Source organism: Verminephrobacter aporrectodeae subsp. tuberculatae, assembly GCF_026127385.1.
Lineage (GTDB): Bacteria > Pseudomonadota > Gammaproteobacteria > Burkholderiales > Burkholderiaceae_C > Acidovorax > Acidovorax aporrectodeae.
The window spans coordinates 450,632-468,514 of record NZ_QZCX01000002.1; the positions used below are offsets into that span (position 1 = coordinate 450,632).

Below are 17,883 nucleotides of genomic sequence, written 5' to 3' on the forward strand. Positions count from 1 at the left end.
CTTCGTGATCAGGCCGTGCCGGCCGGGTTTACTTGGGCAATACGTGGCGGATCGTCTCCGCCAGGTCCTTGGCCGCGAACTTGGCCACGTAGCCATCGGCGCCCACGCTGCGCACGTGGTCCTCGTTCGCCGAGCCCGAGAGGGACGAGTGAATGAGCACCGGCAGCCCTTGAAAGCGCACGTCCTGCTTGATGTTGCGCGTCAGGGTGAAGCCGTCCATTTCCGGCATTTCCAGGTCGGTCAGCACCATGGCCACGCGGTCGAGCACGGTCTTGCCCTCGGCCTCGGCGCTCGCGGCAATGGCGTTGAGCCGGTCCCAGGCTTCCTTGCCGGACTTGACCATTTCATACGGGGCCTGCAGCGCCTTGAGTTCTTGCTCGATGAGCGAGCGCGCGACGAACGAATCGTCTGCGGCCAGGATGATGGTTCCGGGCTCGAGCTTGAGCTTGGCGCCCACCTTCTCTTGCGTGACTTCATCGCCGGCGGAAGGCGACACCATCTGCAAGATGGCCTCTACGTCCAGTACCTGGGCCAGGCGGGATTCATCGGTATTGCCATCGAGGCGGGCAATGCTCGTCACCAGCTTGCCCGAGGCGCCGCTGGTTTCCGCCGAAAGCACCTGCTTCCAGTCCAGCCGCACGATGTCCTCGACCGACTCCACGGCGAACGCCTGCGTGGTGCGTGCGTACTCGGTCACGAGCAGGATGTTCAGGCCCGTCTGCGGCTTGCAGCCCGCGATGGACGGCAGGTCGAGCACCGGAATCACCTGCCCGCGCAGATTCACGACCCCCAGGGAATGCGCCGCAGTGCCGGCAATCGGCGTGATGCTGGGCATGGCGACGATCTCGCGGACCTTGAAGACGTTGATGCCAAACAACTCGGACTTGCCCAGGGCGCTGTCGGTGCCCAGGCGAAACAGCAGCAGCTCGAACTTGTTCGTGCTGGTGAGGTTGGTCCGCTCGTCGATATCCTGTTGCACGGCTGCCATGGTGGGTCCCTTCAAGCAAAAGATGCGTTACGCACATTGACAAAATCCAGGATCAGAACGGCAAGCGCGCTGCGGTAAATCCTCTGGCAATCCCCGAATGCCATGCCGGCCGCGGGGTGTGGTCCCCATGGCAGGAGTGGGTCGTGCAGGGCGCTTGCCACCGCTTCCACGCCGGCGACCAAGCCCGTGCCATGCTACTGCGGCTTGACCCGGCATGCCGGCAACAGATGTGCCAAAGCGTGGCGGGCGCCGGCGCGGGAACCCTACACTCCGGGGGAGCTCCGACGCAGTTGCCGCGTCCATGCCGGCCATGCGCCGGGGGCTTGGCATCCATCAACAGAAATCACCCAGGAACTGGAACATGCTGACCTCATTCCATCTGAGAAATTTCAAGAGCTTCCAGCAAGACGCCGTATTGCCCTTGGCCTCGCTGACGGTGTTGATTGGCGCCAATGCCGCGGGAAAAAGCAATGTCTTGGAGGGCCTGCGTTTGCTCTCCTGGTTGGCCCAAGGCAATAAATTGGGTGCCATACAGCATGCTGTGAACCAGACGGACCAACTGGTGCGCGGTCGCATTTCAGATATTTTCCAGAAAGATAAACCCCGGTTTGGCCTGGGCTGCACCATGGAAGGTATGCCAGGGGCCAGCAAGCTGGACATGGAACTGGAACTGCGCGCCGGTGAATTGCACATTGTGGCCGAACGCATGGGGGATGACAGCGGGATTCCTTTGTACGATATGGACCAAGCGTCCAAAGGGCATAGCACAGAGGCCCGTGTGGCCTACAATAACTTTTCCAAGGGTGGGAAAAAGCCCCATATCCCGGTGAGTGACCAGATGGCGGTGTTTGCCCAACTGGAAAGCCCGGCCAGCTTTGATGCCAGGCACAAAAATGCACAACGGAAAATTCCGCAAGCCTGCAAGTACTACCAGAGCGGTCTTTCCAATATCCTGTTTCTTGATCCCATTCCGACCAGGATGCGGGACTACAGCTTTCAGGAAGACAAGCAGTTGGGTAGTGATGGTGCGAATCTTTCCAGCGTGTTGTTCAGGCTTTGGTATGGAGGCGAAAGAGCCGAAATACACTATGCCATGGAGAAATTGAATAGCCTCAGAAACGAGGATGGATCACCAACCATTCCGATGCCTGACCTGTCCGGAGAACGTCAGGAAATACTCTCCTTCATCCAAAGCTTGCCGGAGCAAGATATTCAGGATATTTCGTTCCTGCATGGGCCGCGCAACGATGTAATGGTGCAACTCGTTGAGAGTTTCGGTGGCGTCCCGCGGGCATGCGAGGCCGCATTGCTCTCCGATGGAACGCTGCGCGTTCTGGCCATTGCGGCGGCCATGTTGTCGGCCCCGAAAGGCAGCTTGGTCGTGATTGAAGAGATTGACAACGGGGTGCATCCCGGCCGCGCCCGGCATTTGCTGGAACGCATTCAGACCGTGGCCGAGGAACGCAAACTGCGCGTGCTGCTATCCACCCACAACCCCGCAATGCTCGATGCCCTGCCGGACAGGGCTGTGCCGGATGTCGTTTTCTGCTACCGGGATCCGAAACTTGGCGACAGCCGCCTGGTGCGGCTGGGCAGTTTGCCGGATGCGCCGGACTTGCTGATCCCGGACACCCTGGGGCACCTGATGACCAGTGGTGCATTGGATCGCTTCGTCAAAAATCGCCAAGATCCGCAAGCCCGCAAGGAAAAGGCACTGACTTGGCTTGCCTCTTTGAAAGCGACAGGGCAATGAGCAGCATTGTGTTGGTCGATACCACCATCTTGCTCAATGTGCTGAATGTGCCTGGGCGCAATCAACGACGAGAAAAAGTTTTTGGCGATTTTAAACGGCGGTTCGAAGACAACGACTGCCTGTTTATCCCTCTGGCCGCAATCATTGAAACCGGCAATCACATCGCACATGTGAGTAACGGACACTTGCGACGACAAGCGGCAGAAAATTTTGTGGAAGCAGTGCGAGGTGCGCTGAATGGCAGCGCTCCATGGAAACCCATGAACTTTCCAAGCCATGAGGATTTATCCGAGTGGTTGCTGGATTTCCCGGACAGCGCGATGAAGAAAGTTGGTATGGGTGATTTGTCGATCCAGAAAGAATGGGAACAGCTGTGCATCAAATACCCGATGAGCAGGGTTTTGATCTGGAGTCTGGATAACCATCTGCAAAGCTTTGATCGTTCCGGATAACGGCCGGCCCGGACCCATGCCAGCGACGATACTTTCTGCGCGCCTCTAACAGGATCAATTTGGGCAATTGGGCCTTCATTCCGAATCTGCTGGGAGGTCGACTCCGCGTCTTGCCTCACGTTCGACGGCGTCGATTGCGATGGCCTGCCGTTCGCTCCGAGCTTTCCGATCTTCTCGCCCGCCACCAGCTTGTCCGGGCTCAGCAGATAGCCCTTGCGGCGATTGCCCAGATCCTTGGGGGGATTGAAATGTCGGGCCGGCCCGGTCTTCGCGCGCGACGCGCCCCTCAGCTTGAAGGCTTGCATCTTTCTTCATATCGATCGTCGTCTGAAGTCTCACCGGCGCAGCACCCGACTCGCCAGACGCGCTAGCAGACGGTACGTCGCCAGGAGAACGCATGAAAGGGGTATCCGTTCCATAATTAATTACAGGGCGCAGATCCCCAGTAAAGATGTCCTTCACTAGCGTCCCACTTGGCAGCACTCGTTGCTCTGCAAGCCAGACGAACGTCCCCTCGCCATTCTTGCCCTTCGCAAGGGCCTTCACTTTCATTGGTGTGTTTGGACGGTAGTCAATCTCGCCGAACTTGCTCCCCTTAGGCGTTATAGAACCTTTCCCATCGACACGAAAATATACAGCCCCTGAGCCCCCGTCTCTTTCTAAGAACCCGTCGTTGTTCTTGGTGTCCACGCTGGTAAACAGATAGCCTGAATCCATGATGGTGTCGCCAGCTTTGATTTTGGTACCAAAATTTTCCCCGCCATCGTATTGCTGCCGGTAAGAAGTATGGATAAACGGACTGGTTCTGATTTGAAACAGCTCATCGAATACCTTTGCGTCGGCCTGCAGTTGTTGTTCCGTCTTACCCTTCGGCACGACTCCTGAACGTAAATAAGAGTTGACTTCAGAACCGAGCAAATTCTTCCTATGTTTCTCCCATACCGCCGCGTGTTGATCTGTTGGGGCCGGTAGCAGGCTGTCAGCGAGGTGGAGCTTTTGTGTGCGCACCGAATCAACAAACCTCGGATTGGCGGTCCCTTCCATGCCGAGCGGCAACCGCTGGATCAGGTCTTCGAAGTGGGCCTTGGCCATTCCAGGATCAACATCGGGGCTAACTGAAACATCGGAGAACGCGTCGAGCGGCTTAGGCAGCCTCTCATTCGTCTCGGTCCTACCTTTCGATTTGCTGTGAGCGACCTTCGGATTCTTTTTTCGGTCGAGACCGCCTTCGGCTACAGGCGTCGGCATTCCGGCCGCATGCATTTCCTGAGCCAAATGCGGCGTCGCACCGCCAATGCTTGAGCCTTGTGCCGCATTCGATGCCGTCGATTGCGATGGGCTGCCGTCCGCCCCTAGCGTTCCGACCTTCTCGACTGCCACCGGCTTTTTTGGGCCCAACAGATAACCGAAGCGGCCATCGCCCAGATCCTTGGGCGGATTGAAACGTCGGGGCAGCGCGTTCCTCGCGGACGATTTTCGGTCGAGACCGCCTTCGGCTACAGGCGTCGGCATTCCGGCCGCATGCATTTCCTGAGCCAAATGCGGCGTCGCATCGCCAATGCTTGAGCCTTGTACCGCATTCGATGCCGTCGATTGCGATGGGCTGCCGTCCGCCCCTAGCGTTCCGATCTTCTCGCCTGCCACCGGCTTTGTTGGGCTCAACAGATAACCGAAGCGGCCATCGTCCAGATCCTTGGGCGGATTGAAACGTCGGGGCAGCGCGTTCCTCGCGGACGACGCAGGCCCCTCACCAGCAGGCTCAGGCCTTTCGTGCGTACTTTGCGAGTGCTGCGTTGTCTTTTCTGCCGGTGTGCCTTCCGATTGGCCGGGGCCGTGCGAGGCTAAAGGCGCTGCTGCTTTGGGATGTGGACTGTCACCGGATTCGCTCGACGACGATTTCGCGCCAGCACCGCCTTTGCCCCCCTTGCTTGGAATTCTTATTTCTGGCGCGTACCCCACCACGCCAAAGCCGTCGCTGGTGCTTTGCAGTGTTGACTTCTCGAGCTTGCCGCCTGCGGTTTCTTGCACATCGTTGCTACCCACAACCTGCACGTTCTCGAGACTCGCGCTCTTCCCCGCCGCCAATACAACCTTGCCTGTGCTGCGGATATCAGTCCCCGTGACGGTGTCGCTGCTTGCGCTTTCCACATTCACCGCCGCGTTGGGAGCTCCCGTCTCGGAATTGTTCTTCGATATCCCAGCAAACTTGCTCGCACCCTTGTTCTTGCCACTGGAGCCAGAAATCCCTGCGCTGGCACCTACCGACAAACTTTCCTTGCGATCGTGCGCCGCCTTGAAGCTCAGATCCCCTGCAGATGCGATCGTTACATCGTTCTTGCCGGCGTCAAACGTTACGCCGGTAAAGGACGCATCCTTTCCGCTTTGGATGTTGAGGGGCCCGGTTGCGCTCTTGACGCTGCCGCCGACTTCCTGGTCGCGACTGCTTTTGGCAGTCTGAACTTGCACCCCAAGATCAACTCCGTTGCCGCTTTTCCCCAAGGAAATGCCCGCATTGACGCCAACGCTGCGACTGCGGGATTCTTCATGGTTGGTCGCCGCATCGAACGTGATCTTGCCCCCCGCCACCAGATCACCCTTTCCTCCGGCGTTGAGGTTGCTTCCCTCATAGCGCGCATCGCCCTTTGTGCGGATCGACAGATTCCCCCCCGCGTTGATCGTACCGGCCACAGCCTTGCTGCTCGATTCAACTTGCTCCGAGCCGTTGTAGGTCGCACTGATGTTCGCCCCCACTCCCCCAACGAGGGCGACATCGACAGATCCACCAACGTTGGTGGTGTTCTCGCTTTTGCTCGAAGTGTTGCGCGCTGCACGATAGTCCAAGGCGTCGGCCTGAAGGCTTACATCCTTCTTCGCATCGATCGTCGTGCCCTCCAACTCGGTTTTCTGCGTGGACGTACTGCGCACGTTGCCGCCCACCTTGATGTTCGACGCCACGGCCTGGCTGCTCATTTCCTGGGAGTCAGTTCCCTCATGCTTGTAGGACGCGGTAACTCCGGCTGCGGCATTGGCGCTGCTCTCAGAGCGCGTCAGACCGACCGAGGAGTTCGCCGTCGCTTCTGCGTATACGCCGATCTTGACGGTGTCGCTCGCACTGCTTGATGAACTGTATTTGGTACTCGCTGCCGCCAAGCTCTTGATTGTCTTGGCCGACTGCGTCAGGTCTCCTTCCGCCTCGATCTGGGTGCCAACATCGGTGATGCTTTCACGCGCCTCTCGCTTGATGTTTCTGCCTGCCGAGATGCCCGAAGTGACTGCAGTTGTTGAGCCTTCGGCACTCGTGGTGCGTGTGTTGGACGCACGCACGCCCACTTCGACCCTGGCCTGGGCTTGAGCGGTTGCGCTGGCCTGTACACCCACGCCAATACCTGCACCCGCATCGACGCTTGCACTGGCATTGGCGCTGACGTACAAGCCGGCCGTTGTCTTGCTGCTGCTCGATTTCTTTTCGCTGGTATCGCGGACAGCCTTGAATTCCATCTGACTCGCGTCCAGATCAACGTCGCGCTGCGCATTCAATTGTCCCGCCTCCAACACCAACTTCTGGCGAGCCTTCACACTGAGGTCTCGACCCGCTGTGATGGACGACCCTTTGTGCGACGTCTCCGATGTCGATTCGGTGCTGGTGGTGTACTGCATCACATCGATGTGATTTTCAGAACTGGCCGAGACCTGGCCCGAAACTCCAACCTTGCCATTCGGGTTGGTATTGTTCGCAGCCCCCCCGCCAGCTTCGGCGCTGGCCCGTGCTTGCACCGTATTCTCTGAACTGGCCATCAACCCGATCGACAGGCTCTCCTCCTGCGTTGTCGACGTTTTCTTGTCTTCGGCCGCCAGCAGATTCACATTCAGTGCATCGACCTTGACATCACCGGCAGCGCTCATCGTCGAGCCTTGCAGATTGACATCTCGCGAGGCATCGACGCGCAGATCACCACCGAACTTCAGATTTGATCCGACATGGCGCAAATCCGTAGCCTCGGTTTGCGTCTTGGTTTTGTTCATCAAGGCAAGGCCCGCCGATCCCGATGCGCTCGCCTTGGCTTCGATGCTGCCCGCAGCGGAGAGTTTTCCCTCGCTCGCTCCATTACCCGGTGCGACCTTCGCATTCGCATTCGCGGATGCGCTTCCCGACGCACTACCCTGTAAAAATCCGATGCGTTCCACTGTCGTGCGCGTTTCGTCATAATCGCGGCCTGCCAGCACATTCACGTTCTTGCCGGCCTTGATCTGGCCATCGCCCTCGACTTCAACATCCGAGCCTTGAATCGTGACATCTTTCTTGGCCATCAAAGACGCATCTCCCCCCACTTCAAGCGTGCTGCCCACATTGCGCACCGATTTCGAATCGGTGGTCACCTTGGTGGATCCGAACAATGAGTTGTTCACACCAAAGCCACTGACCTCGCTCTCGGAGTGCGAAACCATGGAGTTTTCGCGCGCAACGATGTTCAGGTCGCCACCGGCCTTGAGGTTCGCATTCCCTGCGGCCTTGGTGTCGGTGCCCGCCAGCGTGATGTCCTTGCCCGCGTCGATCGACAGGTTGCCGTTGGTGGTGAGGCCCGATTTGACTTGCACGATGCTCGTCGTCGTTGTCGTCGTTCTACCGGTGGGGCCGTTCTGCTTGTCGTCGGCGGCAACGCCTGATTTTCCTTGCGCAGCGGCCGCCGTCGCCGTCATTTCTCCGGTGCCGCCGTCCCTGAACACCTCATGCGTGGTGTCGGTGCTCTTGTTCTCTAAAGTGTCAAAGGTGACGTTGCCGCCTGCTTTCAAGCGCGCATCACCGCCCGCGACCACGGTAGCGCCTGTGACGGCGATGTCTTTGGCCGCATCCAGGGACAGGGTACCCGTCGATTGGATAGACGCCGTCTTGCCAATATCGCTCACATAGCGCTGGTCGTCGCCCGAGCCACTGGACGCCGTCTGGTTGATGACGCTGCCCTGCGTGGATGTGACGGCCACGTTGCCGCCTTTGATCGTTCCTGAGGTGTTGCGCACGTCGCCGGTCGACCGCACGCTGAGCGACTTCGCGCCAGCGATGGTGCCACCGGTGTTGGTCAACGAAGCGAGGCTCAGGCTGGCCGTGTCAGCCGTGATGACAGCGCCTTGCATGATGCCCGCCTTGGTCTTCTGGGACAGGTAGACCACGGGAGCCAACACGACCTGGCCGTCGACCTCGGTCTGCACCATCCACACGATGTCGCGTGTGAGCTTCGATTGCTGCTCGGGGGTGAGTGCCTGGCCGTAGACCAAACCCAACGCCGTGCTCTCGCCGGCCGCCGAGTCCATCAGGCCCTTTATCTGCCCAGCCGCGTCTTTCACGCCCGCGAGCAGCGCATCGCCGGTCTGCGCGATCAGTTGTTGTTTGATCAGGTGGGCCTCGTAGTTCGAGTCCCCCAAACGACGCCCAAGCGTGTCGGCGTCGTAGCCAAGCCGCTCGGCCAGATAGTCGGAGCCCAGGGTCGACGAGCCTATCTGGTAGCGCGGATTGTTTTCGACAAGGTACCTGGTGTTCGGCTCCTTGACGATCACGTAAAGACCGTTGGGGTTGGGGGGCAACGGAATGTTGATCCCGCCGAACGAGGTGCCATTGACACCATTGGCCGCATTCACTGATACGAACGATATCGCGGAGCGCGCGTCGCGCGTCGTGATCCGGGCGATACCGGCACTCCTGACGCCGGTAATGCCGCTGGCCACTTCGCCGACCGTGGCCTTGACCACGTCACCGCCCAGGCGCGGCTTGACGTCAGCGCTCTTCGGATCGCCTTTGTCCATGGAGGCCACCGGCGCAGTCGAACCGTTGTTGATCAGTGCGAAGTTGCTGCCCAATAGGGTGCGCGCATAGACGCCCGCGCCCAGATTGCTGAGCTCGCTGGCGGCATGGGTGGTCGTTTCCTTCTCGACGTTGCGATCGTAGTAAGTGGCGAGACCCAGCGCTATGTACTTGGTGTGCTCGGTCCAGGTGCGCTTGTAGGCCATGGACTGCAGCGCCAGGTCGTCGTTAACGAAGCGTGCGCCGGCCCCCGTGCCGGTGAAAGTCACCACGTCGCCCGAGATCACCCCCCCGAGGTTCTTGCCGATGTTGAAGCTCAGCTTCACCGCCCCCGCACCCGTGATCTGCGGTTTGATCGTGGGCGTGCCGCCCGCGTAAACCTGATCCTTATGCCAGGTCTCGGAGTAGTACCAATACGCATGTTGATTCGGAAAGGAGTACTCGTCGTCATGACCCGTTTCGATCTTGACCTTGGCCGAGTCCGCGCCGTACACACGCGTGTCACCAGCGGCCACCTCGTTTCGCAGCTCACGCGCGGTGATCGTGATCGAGCCACTGCTGTCGATGGTGCTGTTGTTGACGAGGGTGTCGGCGCGCAGATCGACCGACTTGCCCGCGCTGATGGCCCCCTGGTAGGCACTCAAGGTGGCCGCGTTGGTCAGCGTGCCCGACTCGGCCGACGCCTTGAGCGCATTGCCGGCATAGAGCGTGCCCTGGTTCGTCAGGTTGCCGCTTGTGGCGGTAACGCTCAGGTCATGCAGCGCCGAGATCCCGCCGGTCAGCCCGTTGACGACCGAGGGTGCGCTCAATGTCAGGTCATTGCCCGAGAACAGCAGGCCATGGTTGATCAACGCCCTGGAGGTTGTGATACGCGTGTGCCAAGGCGAGCCAGCGGGCGCACTCTGGTCGGTCGAACCCAACACGGCCGCTTTGGCACCGTCAGTGGACAGCGTGCCCAACGACAGCGTCATGTCGCGCTCGGACGACAGGGTGGCGCCGTCCGCAAGAGCAACGGTTCCCAGCGTCGCAGCAAGCCGCTGGCCGACGACGGTGCCACGCGTGCCAATGTTCAGCGCGCTGTGGTCGGTGCCGTTGACCACCAGCGCGCCGCTGCGGCTTTGCATGAGGCCATTGACCCTGACGGTGTAGTCGGCGTTGGCCGTACGGCTTTGCAACGCAAGGTCGCCCTCGGCAATGACCGTGCCGCCGCTGACCAGGCCCCCTGTGCCCACCCCGATCGTCAGGGCGCCCGCAGACTGAATGGTGCCGGCATTGACCACCGTTTCAGCCGACACCGTGGCAGCACCAGCCGACGAGGTCGCCGCGTCGATCACGCCGCCGGCTCGGTTGTTCAGCCTGCCCGACGCCGACACCTTGCTGTCACTGCGCGTGCCTGCCTGGATCGTGCCTCCGTTGTCGATACTGGCCACCCTAATGTCCAGCCCGTCGCCAAGCATCCTGCTGCCGCCAGCGGTGTTGAGCGTGGCGCCCGCGCCTTTGACTTCCAGTTGCCGATCCGCTTGGACCACGGCGGTCGCTCCGCTGTTGCTGAAGCCGGTCGTGACGTTGGCCGTGAACCGATGGGCGGCGATCAGCTCGCCACTGTTGTTCAGTTGGCTGGCGCCGACAATCATGTCGCCCGCGCTTTGCAGCGTCCCGCTGTTGGTCAGCGTGCCGCTCACGGCGATGCGACCGGCACCGCCCGACTGCCGCGACAGCAGCCAGGCGCCCTGATTGTCCAGGCTATTCACCGCGACGGCCGTCCCGGTATTAGCCTGCACGTGGCCAGTGGCCGCGTTGGTCATGTTCGCCGCCTTGAGGGTGAAGGCCCCTTCGGCCAGCAGCGTGCCGCTGTTGGTGACGGTCTGCGCCCAAGCGCCGCTGCGCCCGGCAATGTCGATATCGGTCGCGGCGTACACCGTGCCGCTGTTGTTCAATGTGCCATCCACGCGCAGCGTGACGGCGCCCTCGCCAGCCTCGATGGCGCCGGCATTGATCAGGCCACTCGCCGCGTCGAGCTGCACGGTCCGGCCTTTCAGGGAGGCGGCGGCATTGCTCAGCACGCCTGCCCCTGTCAGTGTGAGCGCGGCGCCAGCTTGCATCACGCCACCATCGGCGTTGCGCAGATCGCCGGCGGTTGTGGCATCGAGCTTGCCCTGCGCCAGCATCGCGCCGCTGTTGATGAGGCTCGCGGCGCTCAGGTCCAGGTCGCCAGCACTTTGCAGCGTACCGCTGTTGTTGGTCGCGCCCGACACGGTGATCTGGTCTTTCGCGCCCGCGGACTGCGACAACAGCCAAGTGCCCGCGTTGTCCAGTGAGTCCACAGCGACCGTGCTGCCTGTGGCCGCCTGCGTCCAGCCGGTGGCCTCGTTGCTGAAAGACGCCGCCTTCAGCGACAGTGCCTGTTCGGCCAGCAGCTTGCCACTGTTGATGACGGTTTGCCTCGCGGTGCCACTGCCGTCAGCGATATCGATATTGCGCTTGGCATGCAACTGGCCGCTGTTGTCCAGCGTGCCGTCCACGCGCAGCGTGGCGTTGCCGCTTTGGGCCGTGGCGATGCCGGCATTGCTCAAACCGTTGCCGGCCTTGAACTCCAGACTCGCGGCCTGCAGCACGCCGCTGCCGCTGTTGGAGATTGCACCACCGCTGGCCATGCTGATGGCACCACCGGCTTGCACGGTGCCGCTGTTGACGCTGTCGCCCGTGGTGGATGTGCTCAGATTTTCGGCAGCGATGAGTGTGCCGCTGTTCGCAACATTGCCTGCCTCGATCGTCACCGAGCCAGCGCCTTGCAAGGTGCCGTTGTTGGCAAACGAGCCTCTCACCTCGAGCTTGTCGCTCGCACCAGCCTGCTGTGACAGCAGCCACGCGCCCGCGTTGTCAATATTAGCTGCGTTGACGGTGCTGCCGGCCTGTGCCTGGATGCGTGCGGTTGCGCTGTTGCGCACCTTGTCGGCCTGGAGCGTCAATGCCTGCTCGGTCTGCAGCGTTCCGCTGTTGGACAGATTGACGCTCGCTTTGCCGAAACGGTCGGCGATGTCCAGACTCCCTGCGGCGTGGATCCGGCCGCTGTTGTCGATCTCGCCGTTGGCGCGCGCGCTCAGCGCGCCCTTGTCCGCTGTCATCGTGCCCGCATTCGAAATGCCGTTGCCAGCCGTCAGCAGCAGATTGCCGCGCAGGGTTTGCACCACCGCGCCCGTCATCGTGCTGATCTTGCCGGCGGCCGACAAACTCATATTGCCCCCCGATTGCAGCATCGCCAGGCCGAGCGCAAGGTCGCCCTGGTCGGCACTGGCAATGAGCGTGCCGCCACCGCTGTAAAGCCTGGTTGCGCCGGTTGTGACGAGGTTGCCGAAGTGGCCCTTCCAGGCACCGTTTGCGCTCCACTCGGTCGCACCGAGCGACGCACCGTTGCTCACGGCCAGCGTCAACTCCCCCCCTGCATGGCGCAGGTTGTTGTTGGCATTGCCCGAAGCGCTGGCCGTATCGAGAAGGCTGGCCGCACTCACCGCCAAGTCGGTGCCTGCCACCAGCGCACTGCCGGTCATCGAGACGCCGCCCAGGGCCGCGAGCGTGGTCTTGCCGGTGGACGTGAGACTTGCATCGGTCAGCGCGAGCGCGTCGACGTCAGTGCTGGCGGTGCTCACGCTCACGTCGCTCGAGGCCGAGACGCGGTTGCGCAACTCGACTCTTCCGGCCGCTGTCAGCGTGAAGTCGCCCGCACTGGCCGCCGCCTCGCCGAGCATGCGCACACCGGCGCCGGCCTCGGTCGACGTCAGACGGATGCGGTTGGCGTACATGCCACCCAGCGCCGAGGTATCGATCGAATAAGTCGGTGCGCCATCCGTGGCGGTGGCCACGCCGGTGACCGCACGCGTGTCATGGCTCCAGCGGCTGGTGCCGGCGACGACGCTCACATCCTTCCCGTTGACAGGCGCGTCGACGCGCACCGAGCGCGTCACCAGATCGAGCACCTGTTGCGCCGTGGCGTTCAGCCCCGTGCCGGTGATCAGGATATCGCCTTGCCCCACACTGAAACCACCCAGGCCACCATTGGAGGCCAGGAAAGGGTTGCCGGTCGTCAGCGTCACGCGATCGGTGTTGATGAAGCCGCAACCCGAGCAGGTGATGCCGTAGGGATTGGCAAGCACCACATCAGCCCTGCCGCCCAGCACTTCGGTGAAACCAGCGAGCTTGCTTCGGTTGTTCGACACCACTTCATTCAGGATCGCGCGCGCCGCGTTGGCCTGATTGAAGTTAGCCGTCACCTGCCCCGCCAGTTGTGACTGCCAGGCAATCTGTGCAGCGGTCGTATTGTTGAGCACCAGGCCGCTCGGATTGACGTTGAAGCTCTGGTATTGGTTGTGGGACAGGCCAGCCGCATTGGCTGCATTGATGTTGACCACTGTGACACCGTTGGGTGCCACATAGGCATTGAGGTTGCTCCCCGGCGCCACCACCACGGAGGACACCTGCGCGAGCACGAAAGGCGGGACCAGCACCAGCGCGCCGAACAGACCGCTGCTGCGATGGTGAGCGGCGGATTTACTTCCCTTGCCCTTCCCGTGCGCGATTTCCGAGACGGCCATCCAAGCGCCAGACGCAGCGTTCCAGAGGACTCTATAGATATGGTTCATGGCACCGATCTCAAAGTGACGCGGAGAGACGAAAGCCGGTAACTATTCGGCCGCTACCGACAAACTCCATAGGAGCGTCATTGAACGCCGCCCGTAATGCATCAAGCCTGCCCACCCCATGCTTGCGCGCAGTGTCCGGATAGGAGCGGATCGTGCAGAAGCTTTGTGCCCCGGCAAAGGTGCGAAAGCAACCGGAGATTTTTTGCTTGACCTTGGGCATCCGGATGGCCCGCTCGGCCAAGTTGTTCGTGAAAGGCACCGACTCATGATCGCGCAGGCGTCGCAGCAAATTGAACGCATCCGACTGCTTGGCCCGTCCGCGTTTGCCCTGCTCCTTGACGCGCTGCGGGTTGAGCGCTTGCCCCTCATCCAACAGGGCACGGTAGCGTCTTATCCAACGCAGCACTTGGCGTGACGGCACCGCTGTGATTCCCTGTGTGCAGGCCCGTTCGCAGCCTCGATGCGCTGCCAGCAGCATGTCCATCATGCGTTGCGGCCAAGCTTGACCACTGCTCTGGGCCAAGAAGGTCAGCTCGCGCAGCAGGTGCGCATTGCACAACGCATGCACGCATTGGATCAACCAGTATGGCGCCCAGCAGTCATGCACCAGCACACCAACGTAGTCCTTCAGAACACCGAACGCATTGACTGCCTCGATGCCCCGCTTGGGATGTACGCCATACCAAGTGTGCGTCGGGGTGACGCTGGTGTGCAGCCACTGCAACTTGGCCTGTACGCGCAGACCCGATTCATCGACATGGACCACGGGCGATTGGCTCACCTGCTGCGCTATGGCTTGGACCGAGGGGCTGAGCAACGCGTCGGCCTCGCGCGTCCAGCCATGCAGCGTGCCCGGTGAGATGTCCAACTGGTACAGGTCAGCCATCAACTCGCTGGCGCGCGCATAGGGCAGCAGCTGACCTTGTGTGAAGTGCACTGCTACGGCACGTATGTTGGGGCCGTATTGCACATGCTCGGTCACCTTCTCGGGAAAGCGGCTCTCGTGCAATTTGCCGCACTGACAGACCAGGCTCAGCGTTCGGTACTCCGTGACCTCATGGCGGGGAACGGGGATATCGAGCACCTGACGGCGCTCCCGTACTTGCGCTTGGGCTACAGGCAATGCTGCGTGACAGACATCGCAATGCTCAGGCAGTTCTTGCTCGATGACGTGATCTGCAACCGCCGCTTGGCGCAGCGTTTTGCCGGTATGACCGACTTGCCCACCTGGGCGTTTGCCAGACTTGCGACGCAATGACTGCGTCTTCTTCAGACCATCAGACGATGGGGGTTTGCTTGAGTTGCGGCTGTTCTTGGACAGACGCGATTCCAACTCTTGGACCCGGGCGAGCAACTCTTGGACCCGGGTGACCAACTGTCCAATCAATGCATCCTTGTGCTCAAGCAAAGCGTCCTTCTCTTGGAGCAATGCATCCTTCTCCTCGTGACTCAGCGTTGAAGTGTCGGAAAGTGTTAGCATGGAGCAAGTATCACCGATTCGTGTTCGAAAGACTGAACAGTCACGAAAAACACAAGAAAAAACCCGAACGATACTCAGGTATCGTGGCCTGCAACACCCGACAAGGAGACATCAACCAGTCAATCCATACCCCCCTCTACAATCCCAACCGCGTAACCCCAGACCCAGCGCTCAAATCGGTCACGATGCCGAAATGGGCGGTCACGCTCGCCGAAATACCCACCAATCGCAGAACTCGCATGAACGTCCATCTATGCTCGATCCTCTATCTACGCGTTGTCTCGGCTACAACAAGCAAAAAAATGAGATACAAGACGCGAAGCGATGATCTCAATATCTCTCTCGCACGCTCCTCAATCCTCCAAAACGTGACTTGCCAAGATCCGTATGCATAGACTCGATGCAATGAAGATACTCTCCTGCGTGGGAACTTTAAGACGTGGGGCCTTGATCATCGCTGGCGCGCTCGCGTTGCAGGCGTGTGTCTCGACGGGCGGACAAACGCCTGGCGAGGTGGCCTCGCTGCCGCTGGTCGTCGCGCACCGCGGTGGCACGGCGGACGCGCCGGAGAACACGCTCGAGGCGATCGCGCGATCGGTTGCCAACGGCGCCGATGCCATGTGGTTGTCAGTGCAACTGAGCAAGGACGGGGTGCCGGTTCTGTACCGCCCGGCTGACCTGTCCGCGCTCACGAATGCGAGCGGCCCCGTCGCCGCACACACGGCGCGCGAACTCGCTCGTATCAATGCAGGGTGGAACTTCAGAAGCGTCGATGGGCGCTATCCGTACCGCGAGCATCCGGCTGCGATCCCAACGCTGCGCCAGGCGTTGCACTCGCTACCATCGGGCATGCCGCTGATGCTGGACATGAAGGCGTTGCCCGCCGAGCCGCTGACCAAGGCTGTCGCACAGGTGCTGGACGAAGAAAACGCTTGGTCGCGCACGCTGATCTATTCGACCGATGCACAGTTCCAGCAGGCCTTCGCCGGCGTGCGTGGGGCGCGGGTCTTCGAGTCGCGCGATGCGACACGCGACAGACTGGCCAAGGTACTGCTCAACGAAGGCTGCCTGGGCGCGCCGACGATGCCTGTGTGGAGCGGCTTCGAGATGCACCGCACAGTGAGCGTGATTGAGAAGTTCACGCTCGGCGAGGGCACATCGAATGTGAACGCCACGCTGTGGACGCCTGCGACGCTCGCATGCTTTCGTGCCCGCTCGCGCGTGAAGATCCTTGCGATCTCGATCAACAACGAGGACGACTATCGCGCGGCGGCCTGCCTGGGCATCGACGCGGTGCTGGTCGACTCGCCTGCCCAGTTCGCCAAGATCCGAGCCCTATGGGGCCAGCGCGCCCCATCCTGTCTTCGGTAATGGACGTCGAGTCCGTGTGCGGGCGTTGTTGCATAAATCTCGAACTGCATAGGCGTGCTGATAGTTGGCCGACCACATCCTGTCCTTCTGCGCCTGCACATGCCAAGTACGCGCCATAAGTTCGAAGCTGTTCAGCCGCGCAACGCGCTGACGCTCTTGCGCCTCGCGGCGCGCGGATCGACCCCCTCTTGACGCCTACCGGCCTCTTCGCGCGCCTTCTTACGGGCCGCGCTGAGCGAGACCGTTGGATAGGCCCCCAAGCTCAGCTTGGTCGTCCGCCCCATGTACTTGTAGCGATAGATCCAAACCTTACCAGCCGGACGCACGCGAAGGTAGAGCCCCTCACCGTCCGCCAGGAAATATTCGGATTCGCGCGGCTGCGCCGCCTTGATCAACAGGTCGTTGAGTTGTCCCACGGTGTACCCCCGAAAAACTGCAGTTGGAAAACAGTCTGGGGTACATAGGGGTACACGCAAAGATCGGACGTTGTGAGATCCAGAGACACCGCTTGAGCCGCCTTTTCAAGCTAAGTCCTTGATGCGCAAGGACTTTTGAGCTGACTTGGGATCTACTGAGAAAGAAAGATGGTGGCCTGGGGCGGAATCGAACCACCGACACAAGGATTTTCAGTCCTCTGCTCTACCGACTGAGCTACCGGGCCTCAAGCCCGCCATTATAGGCAGAAAACGGGCTTTCGGAAAAGTGGGCAGGACTTATTGAAACCCCCGCTTGCTGCGGCCCAGGTCCACGCCCAGTTGGCGCAGCTTGCGGTACAGGTGGGTGCGCTCGAGGCCCGTCTTTTCTGCGACGCGGGTCATCGACCCCCCTTCGCGTGCGAGGTGGAATTCGAAATAGGCTTTTTCGAAACCATCGCGCGCCTCACGCAGGGGACGGTCCAGGTCAAAGCCCTGGTGCGCGTGGGGGCCGGCGTCCGCCATCGCGCTCAGCACCGCAGGAAGTTGCGAGAACACGGGGTCTGAGGGCGGCTGGATCACGGATATCGGGGGTGCCGCCTGGCGGGCGGCGTTGCGCGCCAGGCCCTGCTCCACGGCCTTGAGCAGCTTTTGGAGGGTGATGGGCTTTTCCAGGAACGCGAGGGCACCGATGCGCGTGGCTTCGACGGCCGTGTCGATGGTGGCGTGGCCGCTCATCATGATCACGGGCATGGTCAGCGTTCCGGCGGCGGCCCATTCCTTGAGCAGCGAGACGCCGTCGGTGTCGGGCATCCAGATGTCGAGCAGTACGAGGTCATAGCCATTGCCTGCCCGGGCCGTGCGCGCCTGGGCCGCGTTTTCTGCGAGGTCCACGCTGTGACCTTCGTCGTTCAGGATTTCCGACAACAGGTCACGGATGCCGCGCTCATCGTCGACCACCAGAATGTTTGCCATGTGTGTTGAAGCGCTTTGGG

The 17,883-nt window shown here is 61.1% G+C and carries 8 protein-coding genes and 1 tRNA gene; 3 read left to right on the forward strand and 6 right to left on the reverse strand.

The genetic code is table 11. From position 1 onward, the window contains the following. Nucleotides 1-28 precede the first annotated feature (28 nt). The gene (locus D5041_RS10055; protein WP_265257472.1) at nt 29-988 is read right to left on the reverse strand and encodes a chemotaxis protein; all 960 of its coding nucleotides are present in this window, start codon (nt 986-988) and stop codon (nt 29-31) included. A 361-nt stretch (nt 989-1,349) separates the two neighbouring features. Here D5041_RS10055 and D5041_RS10060 point away from each other — a divergent pair, with 361 nt between their 5' ends. Together D5041_RS10060 and D5041_RS10065 are read left to right on the forward strand one after the other, a co-directional pair. After that, nucleotides 1,350-2,741 (forward strand): AAA family ATPase, encoded by a 1,392-nt coding sequence (locus tag D5041_RS10060; protein ID WP_265281589.1) that lies wholly within the window; start codon nt 1,350-1,352, stop codon nt 2,739-2,741. Beyond that, nucleotides 2,738-3,193, forward strand: a complete 456-nt coding sequence (locus D5041_RS10065; RefSeq protein ID WP_265281588.1) for a hypothetical protein — start codon at nt 2,738-2,740, stop codon at nt 3,191-3,193. Before D5041_RS10060 ends, D5041_RS10065 begins: the two co-directional genes overlap by 4 nt. Nucleotides 3,194-3,268: 75 nt before the next feature. Here D5041_RS10065 and D5041_RS10070 read toward each other — a convergent pair whose 3' ends face one another. Both D5041_RS10070 and tnpC read right to left on the reverse strand, forming a co-directional pair. Further along, a complete protein-coding gene (locus tag D5041_RS10070) occupies nt 3,269-13,624 on the reverse strand; it encodes a hemagglutinin repeat-containing protein (RefSeq protein ID WP_265284637.1) in 10,356 nt (3,451 codons plus the stop codon). Nucleotides 13,625-13,634: 10 nt separating this feature from the next. Further along, complete coding sequence (tnpC, locus tag D5041_RS10075) at nt 13,635-15,104, reverse strand: IS66 family transposase (RefSeq protein ID WP_265284638.1); 1,470 nt, start codon at nt 15,102-15,104, stop codon at nt 13,635-13,637. 411 nt (nt 15,105-15,515) lie between these two features. On the opposite strand from tnpC, the gene D5041_RS10080 reads away from it, so the two are divergent. After that, nucleotides 15,516-16,475, forward strand: coding sequence for a glycerophosphodiester phosphodiesterase family protein (locus D5041_RS10080; RefSeq protein WP_265257705.1), 960 nt, complete (start codon nt 15,516-15,518; stop codon nt 16,473-16,475). A gap of 131 nt (nt 16,476-16,606) precedes the next feature. Here the strand turns inward: D5041_RS10080 and D5041_RS10085 are convergent, their stop codons facing one another. The 3 genes from D5041_RS10085 to D5041_RS10095 form a co-directional block, all read right to left on the reverse strand. Beyond that, on the reverse strand, nt 16,607-16,891 hold the full coding sequence (locus D5041_RS10085) for an Arm DNA-binding domain-containing protein (RefSeq protein ID WP_265284639.1): 285 nt from the start codon (nt 16,889-16,891) through the stop codon (nt 16,607-16,609). A 169-nt stretch (nt 16,892-17,060) separates the two neighbouring features. After that, nucleotides 17,061-17,136: transfer RNA gene (locus D5041_RS10090), tRNA-Phe, on the reverse strand. Nucleotides 17,137-17,188: 52 nt separating this feature from the next. Then, entirely contained in the window at nt 17,189-17,863 is a 675-nt protein-coding gene (locus D5041_RS10095; RefSeq protein ID WP_265257466.1) for a response regulator, read from the reverse strand. Between the last annotated feature and the right edge of the window lie 20 nt (nt 17,864-17,883).

What these genes read in the sequence shown, in the direction of transcription:
- tnpC (WP_265284638.1), bottom strand. Translation starts at nt 15,104, where the DNA reads ATGCTAACACTTTCCGACACTTCAACGCTGAGTCACGAGGAGAAGGAT.
- D5041_RS10095 (WP_265257466.1), bottom strand. Translation starts at nt 17,863, where the DNA reads ATGGCAAACATTCTGGTGGTCGACGATGAGCGCGGCATCCGTGACCTG.
- D5041_RS10070 (WP_265284637.1), bottom strand. Translation starts at nt 13,624, where the DNA reads ATGAACCATATCTATAGAGTCCTCTGGAACGCTGCGTCTGGCGCTTGG.
- D5041_RS10065 (WP_265281588.1), top strand. Translation starts at nt 2,738, where the DNA reads ATGAGCAGCATTGTGTTGGTCGATACCACCATCTTGCTCAATGTGCTG.
- D5041_RS10060 (WP_265281589.1), top strand. Translation starts at nt 1,350, where the DNA reads ATGCTGACCTCATTCCATCTGAGAAATTTCAAGAGCTTCCAGCAAGAC.
- D5041_RS10055 (WP_265257472.1), bottom strand. Translation starts at nt 988, where the DNA reads ATGGCAGCCGTGCAACAGGATATCGACGAGCGGACCAACCTCACCAGC.